Consider the following 9962-nt stretch of genomic DNA (forward strand, 5'->3'; position numbering starts at 1 on the left):
ACAGGGTGGCGGACTTGGCCGAGGACAAACGGAACGTGGGACTCGCGGGGAGCGGGCCGGGGCACGAGCAGGGCGGACTGGACACACAGTCGCGGCAGGAGCCGGGCCCGCTGCACACACACCCGGAGGGCACACCGCTGCCCGCCCATGGCCGGGGCGACCCGACCGCGCTGCGGGCGCAGGCTGACCACCCCGTGCCGGGCGGGGAGTTGGCGAACCCGGCAAAAGCCCCGCAGGCCATGCGGCGCGGACCCGGCCGGAGCGAGGACGCACCGCTGCCCGGCCACACCGACGTCGATCCGGCCGCGCTGCCTGCGCAGGCGAACCATCCCGTGCCGGGCGGGGAGTTGAAAGACTCGCCCCAAGCCCCGCGCGACGTAAGGCACGAGCAGGGCGCGCCACACGCACACCCGGGCGGCCGACCGCTGCCCGACTACACCAGAGCTCATCCGACCAGCCCGCGAGCGCGAGCCAACCGCCCTGTGTCAGGTGCGGAGTTGGAAGACTCGGCGCAAGCCCCGCAGGCCGGCCGGCCCGAACCCGGCCGGCGCGAGGACGAGTCGCGCACGCCGGCGCCGCACCCCGACCGCACCCCGCTGCCCGACTACACCGGCGTCGATCTGACCGCGCTGCGGACGCAGGTCGACCATCCTGTGCTGGGTGCGGTGCTCGCCACTCTGCTCGCTCGGTCCTGTCATGCCGACGGGGGGCTCGTCGCGTATCACGAGGACTCGCCCGGGGCAGAACGTTAGGGGCGGCAGAGCGCCGGCCGACGGGAGGCGATGCTGTGCACAGGGCGCCGGACCACAGCTTACGGACGGCCAGGGACCGGGAACTCGCGCCGTGGCCGCACGCCGCGCTCGACGTGGCGGCTCTGCGGCGCGCGGGGCAACGGCCGTTCCCCTTCCGGCAGTTCGTCCTCAAGGTGCACGGCCGCTGCAATCTCGACTGCACGTACTGCGTGATCTACCAGGGCCAGGACGCCAGTTGGCGGGGCCGGCCGGCCCGGGTGAGTCCGTTCGTGATGCGGCGCACGGCGCGCAGGATCGCCGAACACGCCCTGGCGCACCGGCTGTCCGAGGTGCGGATCGATCTGCACGGGGGCGAGCCGCTGCTCTCCGGGGCGGAGACCGCGCTCGCCTACACGGCCGCCGTACGCGCGGCGCTGCCCTCGCACATCGCGCTGCGGACCACCGTGCAGACCAACGGCACCCTGGTCACCGAGCGGACCCTGGACCGGCTCGCCGACGCGAACATCCGGGTCGGGCTGAGCCTGGACGGCGGTACCGCCGTACTGAACCGGCGCCGGGTGGACCACGCGGGGCGCCCCTCCTGGCCGGCCGCCGCACGGGCCGCGCGCCTGCTGGCCGACCGCCCGGAGCTGTACGCCGGGATCCTGTGCGCCATCGACGTCACCAGCGACCCCAAGGAGGTGTACTCCTCGCTCGCCGAACTGCGCCCGCCCCGCCTGGACCTGCTGCTGCCGCACGCCAACTGGTCCAGCCCGCCCCCGGGACTGGCCGCCCGATCGCCCCATGACCCGCGCGCCCAGCGGGCCGTAACCACGCCGTACGGCGACTGGCTGGCGACCGCCTTCGACCTGTGGTGGGACGGCCCGCCGGACGGGACACAGCCCCGGGTGCGGCTGTTCACCGAGATCGTGGCGCTGCTGCTCGGCGTCCCCAGCGCCACCGAGTCCGTGGGGCTGTCGCCGACCTGCGCGGTGGTGGTGCACACCGACGGTGCCGTCGACCAGATCGATTCGCTCAATCTCGCCTACGACCGGGCCACCGCCACCGGGTTCGACGTGTTCGGGCACAGCTTCGACGAGGCGCTCGACCATCCCGGGATCGTGGCCCGCCAGATCGGGGTGGAGGGGCTCGCGGACGAGTGCCGGGCGTGTCCGGTCGGGCGGGTGTGCGGCGGCGGCAACTACGGGCACCGCTACTCCGCCGGGACCGGCTTTCTGCACCCTTCCGTCTACTGCGCGGATCTGGAACAACTGGTGCGGCACGCGTCCCGGCGGCTGAGCGCGGTGATGCCCGAGGACCGACCGCGTATCGACTAAGGTGCACGCGAAAACCAGCGAAACAGTCACATCACAGCCAATCCACGCCAACCAGTTCATTTCGGTGTAAAGGGAGACGGTCGGATGACCGACAGGTCCAAGGGCGCCGAGTCCCACGAGCACTTCACCATCAGCTACGCGGGATTCAACCGGCCGTGGGCCACCTGGATCGCCCACCAGCTGGAGCAGTTGGGACACGCGACGACCCTGCTGCGGTGGGACCCGCCCAAGGAGATGTCGCTCGCCGAGGCGCTGCGCAATCTGCTGGAGGCTCCGGGCCGGGTCCTGCTGGTCCTCGACGACTGGTACTTCTCGCTGGGCCCGCGCACCGACGCCGAGTGGACCCAGGCGCTGCACGAGGTGGTCCCGGCACATGTCGACCGGTTCTCCGCCGTCAGCGTGGCCACCCGCGCGCTGCCCTCCACCGCCGCCCCGCTGCGCCCGGTCGATCTGCGCGACCTGGACTCGCGCGAGGCCCGCCGGCGTATCCTGCGCCGCCTGGACCAGGACCCGGCCGTCGAGCCCGGACCGGTCAGCGGCACCGCGCCGCGCTTCCCGAACGACCCGCCGGCCGTGTGGAACGTACCGCGCCGCAATGTCCGCTTCACCGGCCGCGACGCCATCCTGGAGAAGCTGCACGCCCGCTTCGAGGAGGGCGGGCGCGGCGGGGCCCGGGTCGCCCTGCGCGGTATCTCGGGTGTCGGCAAGAGCCAGATCGCCATCGAGTACGCGCACCGGTTCGGCAACGACTACGACATCGTGTGGTGGGTGGGGGCGCGGTTCCGGGCGCCCGCCCGTGAGCAGTTCGCGCAGTTGGCGCCGAGGCTGGAACTGCCGGTCGGCCAGGAGCTGGGCGAGCGGATCCGGGCGGTCCACGAAGCGCTGCGCACCGGCCGGCCCTACCGCCGCTGGCTGCTCGTGCTGGACAGCGCCGACGACATGGAGCAGATCGAGGACCTGCTGCCGGAGGGCAACGGCCATGTCCTGATCACCACCCTCACCCAGGACTGGGCCACCTCGGGCAGCGTCACCGAGATCGAGGTGCAGCCCTTCCGCCGTCCCGAGAGCGTGGCCTACGCCCGCCGCCGGGCCCAGCGGTTGACCGAGACCGAGGCCGACGACCTCGCCGACGCCGTGCAGGACCTGCCGCTGTTGCTGGCCCAGACGGCGGCCTGGCTGGACGCCAACGTCATGCCGGCCAAGGACTATGTGGCGATGATCCGGCGCGGCGAGGCCAGCCAGATCGGGATCCGGATCTCCTCCGACTACCCGATGGGCTTCCAGACCAGTTGGTCGATAACTCTCAACACGCTGCAGGAGAACAACCCCGAAGCGGTGGAACTCCTGCACCTCTTCGCGCTGTTCTCACCGGACGCCATCCCGGTCCGGCTGATGCAGGCCGCCCACCCGTCCGACCTGCCGGCCCATCTCGCCGCGCTCGCCGCCGACCCGATCCGCTGGCACACGGCGCTGCGCAGGCTCTCGGAGTCCACCGCGGTCCGCCTGGACTACGTCGAGTCCTCGGAGGCCGAGCCGGCCGTGGACCGCGTGTCCATGCACCGCCTCTACCACAGCTTCCTGATCAGCACCCTCACCGAGGACCGCCGCGAGACCCTGTCCAAGACCGCCTGCACACTGCTGGCGGGCGCCGACCCGCGGCGGCCCAACGACACGCGTGAGTGGACGCGTTACGCGGAGCTGATCCCGCACCTGGAGACCGCGGGCGCGCTGGACAGCCGTGAGCCCGTGGTCCGCCAGCTCGTGCTGAACTGCATCGACTACATGCGGGTACGGGGCGAGAACCGGGCCGCGCTGCGGCTGTGCGAGCAGACCGTGGCCCGCTGGCGCACCCGGCTCGAACCCGACGAGCGGGACATGCTGGTGCTGACCCACGACCACGCCAACATGCTGCGGCGCAGCGGCCGTTACCGGGAGGCGGAGGCCGTCGGCCGTGCCGTCCTGGACCAGCTCGCCGAGACCCGCGCCGACGACGACCCCGATCTGCTGCGCGCGAAGAACGGCCTGGCCGGCACCCTGGTGTCGCTGGGCCGCTACGACGAGGCGCACGGGATGTTCGAGGAGTGCGTCCACGCGTACTCGGACACCCTGGGCACCGAGGCCCCGCGCACCCTCCAAGACCGCGGGAACCTGGCCGTCGTCACCAGCCTTCTGGGCCGCTACGAGGAGTCGCTGCTGCTGCACCGCGACATACTGCTGATCCGGGAGCGGCTGCTGAACCCGCGCCACCATCTCACCCTGCGCTCCGGCATGTTCTACGCCTGGATGCTCAGGCTGCTGGGCCGGTACGAAGAGGCCACCTCACGCCAGGAGTTGAACGTCCGGGCGCACCGGCAGGCGATGGACCGCTTCACCCCGCAGACCCTGTTCGCCGAACACAATCTGGCGCTGTGCATGCGGCGCACCGGCAATCTGCTGGGCGCCGAGTCGCTGATGCGCAGCGTGGTGGAGCGGTTCGTGCAGCGGCAGGGGCCGCGCCATCCCGACGCGCTGCTGGTGCAGGCGGACTTCGCGACCTTCAACCGCGAGCACGGCAATCTGGAGCAGGCCAGGGAGATGGCGGCCACGGTCGCCGAGGACTACGCCAGGCTGGTGGGCCCCGAACACCCGTATGCCGTGGGCACGATGGGCAATGTCGGGCTCGCGCTGTGGGAGTACGGGGAGCGGGACGAGGCACTGCGCATCGCGGAGCGGGCGCTGACCCAGATGCGGGCCGCGGTCGGCCCCGCCCATCCGTGGGCGCTCGGTGCGGGGCTCAACGCGAGCGGTGCGCGGAGTCTGGCCGGCGACGAGGAGGGGGCGGCCGAACTCAGCCGTACCGTCCTGGAGTCGGCGCGTGTCTCCCTGGGCGAGACCCATCCGCTGACGCTCTCCTGCAAGGCGGCCCTGGCCGGTGACCAGCGCGCGCTGCGGCGCGGCCAGGAGGCCACCAAGCTGGAGAACGAGGCACTTCAGCAACTCGCCGACACCCTCGGCGCACAGCATCCCCATACCCTCTCGGTCCGCCGCAGGGAACGGCCGTACTGGGATTTCGAACCACTGACAACATGAGTCCCGGGCGGCAGTAGCATGGCCGAGTTCCGTTGCCCAAGGGGGACTTCGGCCGTCCTTGAGAGGTAGATCGTGCGGGGAAGAGATGGAGACGGCCCCTCCAGGCTGGGAGAGCGGGGGCCGGGCGGCGCGTTGCCCGACTTCGCGGATCTGGACCTGAGCGCCCTGTCCCGTCAGTCATCGCATCCGGTGCTCGCCGCGGTCGCCAGCGGCCTGCTGCCCCGGATGCTGCGCAACGAGCCCGCGATGGCCTACTACGAGGACGGCCCGTACCAACTGTGACCGCCCTCTGGCCCCTTGAGGAACTCGACGTCGCGGAGTTACGGCGGTCCGGGGTGCGGGCCGTGCCCTTCCGGCAGTTCGTGCTGAAGGTGAACGGCCGCTGCAATCTGGCGTGCAGCTACTGCTATGTCTACGAGGGTGCCGACAGCAGTTGGCGCGACCGCCCGAACCGGGTCTCCCCCGCCGTGGTCCGGCGCACCGCGACCCGCATCGCCGAGCACGCCGCCACCCACCGGCTGACCTCCCTCCAGATCAATCTGCACGGCGGCGAACCGCTCCTGGCCGGGGTGTCGAACCTCGTCGCCCAGGTCAACGCGGTGCGCGAGGCGGTCCGCGAGCGATGTGGCCGAAGCTGCGCTGTTGACGCCTCCGTACAGACCAACGGCACCCTCCTCACCGAGCACGCGGTGGCCGAACTCGCCGACGCGGGCGTACGGATCGGGGTGAGCCTGGACGGCGGCACCCCCCGGCTCAACCGCCACCGGCGCGACCACGCGGGCCGCTCCTCGTGGGCGGCGACCGTCGCCGGACTGCGCGTGCTGCGCTCCCGTCCGGAGGCGTACGCCGGAATCCTCAGCGTGATCGACCCGTCCTCCGATCCCGCCGAGGTCTACACGTCGTTCGCCGAGTTCGAGCCGCCCACCATGGATCTGCTGCTGCCGCACGCCAACTGGGCGTTCCCGCCTGCGGCCGAGGGCCCGCATCCCTACGGCGACTGGCTCATCCGGCTGTTCGACCTATGGTTCGACGCCGGCGAACGGGCCGTGCCGATCCGGCTGTTCCACGAGATCATCGCCCTCCTCTTCGGACTGCCCGGCCGCGCCGAGGCGGTCGGCAACTCGCCGGTGGTCGCGGTCGTCGTCGACACGGACGGCACGATCGAGCAGGTCGACTCCCTCAAGACCGCCTACGCCGGGGCGCCCGCGACGGGGTGTGACGTCTTCCGGCACACCTTCGACGACGTGCTGGACCATCCGGGCGTGGTGGCACGGCAGTTGGGCACCGCCGCGCTCGCCCCGACCTGTCTGGCCTGTCCGCTCGCAGAGGTGTGCGGAGGGGGCAACTACGCGCACCGGTACCGCCCGGTCGAGGGGTTCCGCAACCCGTCGGTGTACTGCGCCGACCTGGAACTCCTCATCCGGCACATCGCGGGCCGGGTGCGCGGCGCCGCCGATGTCGACGTCGTCCCGGCCGGATCAATCAACGCCCGTCGAGGACAAGGCTGTTGATGGCGCGCCAGAATTGGGGAGGGTAAGGAAAGGATTCCGGCTCTCCGACGGGGGAAGTGCTGCATGGCGATCGTGACGAGGGTGGCTGCGGACGGCCAGAAACAGGAACGGCCGATCTACGTGGAGGTCGACAACCCGCCGACGCCCGGCGAACTGGAGGAGATGGGCGATCTGGGGGCGCTGTACGACGGGATGAAGACCCGGGAGGGTGCCGCGGAACGCGTGCTGACGGTGGCCCGGGACGTCTACGGCGACGGCCTGGAACTGGCCCGGCGCTGCGCCCGGCAAGCGGCGGGCCGGCTCCACGACCTCGGTGAGGGGCTGACCCCCGACGAGGTGGAACTCCAGCTCTCCATCAAGCTCGACGCCGAACTCGGCGCGTTCCTGGTGAAGTCGGGGGCCGAGGCGCAGCTCCAGGTGACGTTCCGCTGGACACCGGGCAGCGCGTCGTGACCGGTCCGCTCGACGGCTCGGAGGTGCACATCCTGCCGTACAGCCATGTGGTCGGGCAGAGCGAACTGAAGCTCGCTCTCGAACTCAACTACATCGCGCCGCGGATCGGCGGTGTCCTCATCAGCGGTCAGCGGGGCACCGCCAAGTCCACGGTGGTACGGGCCTTCTCGCTGCTGACCCGGGGCGAGCTGCCGGTGACCCTGCCGATCAACGCCACCGACGACCGGGTGCTGGGCGGCTGGGAGCTGGACGCCCTGATGCGGGGCGAGGCCCGGACCCAGCCGGGGCTGCTGGAGGAGGCCGGCAAGAAGGGGATGCTGTACATCGACGAGGTCAACCTGCTGGACGACCACATCGTCAACATCATCCTGGACGTCGTCTCCACCGGGGTGCTGTCCGTGCAGCGCGAGGCCATCGACACCGTACGGAACATAGGGTTCGGCCTGGTCGGCACGATGAACCCCGAAGAGGGCGGGCTACGGCCGCAGTTGCTCGACCGGTTCGGTCTGATGGTCGCCGTGTCCGAGCTGGACCAGGAGCAGCGCCGGGCCATGGTGCTGGCCGTGCTCCGCTTCGACGACGCGGCCGGTACGGACTCCCCGTGGCTGGCCGAGGGCCTCGACCGGGACCGGGCGCTGCGCGAGCGGCTCGACCGGGCCCGGGACAGTGTCCAGGACGTGCGGCTGAGCGAGGACATCGCGAAGCTGTGCGCCGATGTCGCCACCCGGCTGCGGGCCGTGGGCCATCGCGGCGAGGTGGTCACCGCCTGGGCCGCCCGCGCGCTGGCCGCCTTCGAGGAGGCGGACGCGGTGGCCGCCGACCATGTGCGCCGAGTGGTCCCGCTGTCCCTGCGGCACCGGCGGCCGGAGGCCGCGCACGGCGGTCCGGTCGAGTGGACGGCGGAGGAGTCGGAGCTGCTCGACGGGCTGCTGGGATGAGCGCGCCCGCGGAGAACCGGCCGGTCGGCCCCCGGCAGCGCCTGTTACAGGTGCTGGCCTGCTCCGCGCTGGGCCCCGGCCTCGACGGGGTGCTGCTGTTCGACCTGGAGCCGGAGATGGTGGCCCCGGTGACGGACGCGTTCGCCGGCATCCTCCAGCTCCGCGAGCAGCGTCCGGTACGGCGGACGACGCTCGGCTCGGTCACCGGTGACGACGAGCTGTGGCTGCGGCCGACGCTGCGCCATGAGGGGAACGGCGTCAACTTCTCTTTGGCGCCGGGCCCGTTGGTGGACAACGCGTCCGACTCCGCCACGGTCGTGGTGGTGCCCGATCTGGTCCGGCTCAGCCTGCCGGGCATGCGGGCCGCCGTACAACTGCTGGGCGCGGATGTCGCCGCGGTCGAGCGGTCCGGGTTCCGGGCCCGCTGGCGGCCCCGGGCCCGCTGGCTGGCCGCCTGCCAGGAGGCGGACATCGGCCGGCTGTCGCCGCACCTGCTGGACCGCTTCCCGATCCGGCTCAACGCCGCCGGCCTACGGCGGGTCGGCAGCGGCCTTGACCGGGTGCTCGACGCGCTCGACGGGCGGGAACCCGAGCCGGGGCTGGGCGAGTTGCCGTCGGCCTGGCGTACCGCGCTCGCGGCCCGGACCCGGTCCGCGTGCACGCTGACCGAGGAGGCGGCGGCGCACGCGGTGGGGCTGTTCGGCGGGGACACCAGCGGTCGGCGGGCGATCGGGCTGGCCCGGCTCGCCCGGGTGCTGGCCGTGGTGAACGGCGCCGAGACCTGTGGCCCCGACCGGGTCGACGAGGCGGCCCGGCTGCTGGGCGTGGCCGCGCCCTCATCGCCCCCGGCGGGCCCCGGCCGTGCCACCAACGGCACCTCGCTCGCCACCGGGAACGACACCGATGGCCGGCCGCCGCCACCGGAGCAGCCGAAGGCGGAGCCGGTCCCCGAGGACACCCCGTCGACCGGCCAGGCGGGGGGTGCCATGGCGTTGCCGGCGGGTCCCGCCGAGGCCCTGGACACCTTCTCGGCCGACACGGGAGAGGGGCCGGGCTCGCCGTTCCCGGAGGACGACGCGGCGTTCCTGCGGGAGTTCGCCCCGTTGCGCATTCCGTGGCAGCGGCGGCCGGAGCCCAGTTCGGCGCGGGGTCCGGTGATCGGGGTGCGGTCCGCGACCACCCTGCGGGACCTGGCCGTCGTGGCGACCGTCGTCGAGGCCGCCAAGCACCAGAAACTGCCCGGCCGGCGTGCGCTGCGCGCGGGCGGGGACGGGCGGCTGGTGGTGCTGCCAGGGGACTTCCGCAGTTACGCGCGCCTGCCGGTGGCCGAGCGCATGCTGGTGCTGCTGCTCGACCACACCTGCCGGCGCGGCTGGGACTGGCAGCCGGCGCTCGCGCCCTACCTCCAGTGGGCCTACACCGGCCGTGCCTCCGTCTGTCTCGTCGAGGTCGGCAGCCGGGACGCGGCACATGAGCTGCGCGCCGACCACTTCATCGCCCGCAGTGTCCTCGACCCCCGGGTCGGAGCCGCCCTGCACCGGCCCTCCGGCCGCAGCACCCCCCTCGCCCACGGCCTGACCCTGACCGACCAACTCCTGCGCCGCGCCTTCCAGCAACGCTCCAACCTGGTCGAGGCCTGGCTCGTCGTCGTCTCCGACGGCCGCGGCAACGTCCCCCTGGACGCCAGCGCGGGCGGCCGCCTGCTGGGCCCGGTCCGCCGCACCGGCATCGACGACGCGATCTCGGCCGCCGCCCGCATCGGCGCGATGGGCCGTATGCGCCTGCACTCGGTGGTCGTCGACGCGGCCCGCCAGCCCCACCCCGACCTCCCGTTCCTCCTGGCCGACGCCCTGGGCGGCGTCACGGTCGCGGGCCGCACGACGCGGGGGGTGCCGAGTGCCCGCTGAACACCGCACCGCACCG

General features: G+C 72.7%; 8 protein-coding genes. All 8 read left to right on the forward strand.

Annotated features, from left to right (window positions below):
* Positions 1–5: 5 nt before the first annotated feature.
* The 8 genes from AB0M63_RS08150 (at position 6) to AB0M63_RS08185 (ending at position 9946) form a co-directional block, all read left to right on the forward strand.
* Positions 6–752, forward strand: coding sequence for a hypothetical protein (locus AB0M63_RS08150; RefSeq protein ID WP_366018818.1), 747 nt, complete (start codon positions 6–8; stop codon positions 750–752).
* Positions 753–865: 113 nt separating this feature from the next.
* Positions 866–2068 carry an FxsB family cyclophane-forming radical SAM/SPASM peptide maturase gene (locus AB0M63_RS08155; RefSeq protein WP_355914972.1) on the forward strand — a complete coding sequence of 401 codons (1203 nt, stop codon included), beginning with the start codon at positions 866–868 and terminating at the stop codon, positions 2066–2068.
* Between the two features lie 84 nt (positions 2069–2152).
* Positions 2153–5137 (forward strand): FxSxx-COOH system tetratricopeptide repeat protein, encoded by a 2985-nt coding sequence (gene fxsT, locus AB0M63_RS08160; RefSeq protein WP_355914975.1) that lies wholly within the window; start codon positions 2153–2155, stop codon positions 5135–5137.
* A 132-nt stretch (positions 5138–5269) separates the two neighbouring features.
* Complete coding sequence (locus tag AB0M63_RS08165) at positions 5270–5419, forward strand: YxD-tail cyclophane-containing RiPP peptide (RefSeq protein ID WP_358849569.1); 150 nt, start codon at positions 5270–5272, stop codon at positions 5417–5419.
* Complete coding sequence (locus AB0M63_RS08170; RefSeq protein WP_355914981.1) at positions 5416–6648, forward strand: FxsB family cyclophane-forming radical SAM/SPASM peptide maturase; 1233 nt, start codon at positions 5416–5418, stop codon at positions 6646–6648. Before AB0M63_RS08165 ends, AB0M63_RS08170 begins: the two co-directional genes overlap by 4 nt.
* A 63-nt stretch (positions 6649–6711) precedes the next feature.
* Entirely contained in the window at positions 6712–7101 is a 390-nt protein-coding gene (locus AB0M63_RS08175; RefSeq protein WP_355914984.1) for a CU044_2847 family protein, read from the forward strand.
* The gene (locus AB0M63_RS08180) at positions 7098–8039 is read left to right on the forward strand and encodes an AAA family ATPase (protein WP_355914987.1); all 942 of its coding nucleotides are present in this window, start codon (positions 7098–7100) and stop codon (positions 8037–8039) included. The genes AB0M63_RS08175 and AB0M63_RS08180 overlap by 4 nt, the downstream gene beginning before the upstream one ends.
* Positions 8036–9946 carry a magnesium chelatase gene (locus AB0M63_RS08185; protein WP_355914990.1) on the forward strand — a complete coding sequence of 637 codons (1911 nt, stop codon included), beginning with the start codon at positions 8036–8038 and terminating at the stop codon, positions 9944–9946. Before AB0M63_RS08180 ends, AB0M63_RS08185 begins: the two co-directional genes overlap by 4 nt.
* Positions 9947–9962: the final 16 nt, after the last annotated feature.

This window comes from Streptomyces sp. NPDC051576, from assembly GCF_040681835.1.
Classification (GTDB): domain Bacteria; phylum Actinomycetota; class Actinomycetes; order Streptomycetales; family Streptomycetaceae; genus Streptomyces.

What these genes read in the sequence shown, in the direction of transcription:
- AB0M63_RS08175 (WP_355914984.1), top strand. Translation starts at nt 6,712, where the DNA reads ATGGCGATCGTGACGAGGGTGGCTGCGGACGGCCAGAAACAGGAACGG.
- AB0M63_RS08185 (WP_355914990.1), top strand. Translation starts at nt 8,036, where the DNA reads ATGAGCGCGCCCGCGGAGAACCGGCCGGTCGGCCCCCGGCAGCGCCTG.
- fxsT (WP_355914975.1), top strand. Translation starts at nt 2,153, where the DNA reads ATGACCGACAGGTCCAAGGGCGCCGAGTCCCACGAGCACTTCACCATC.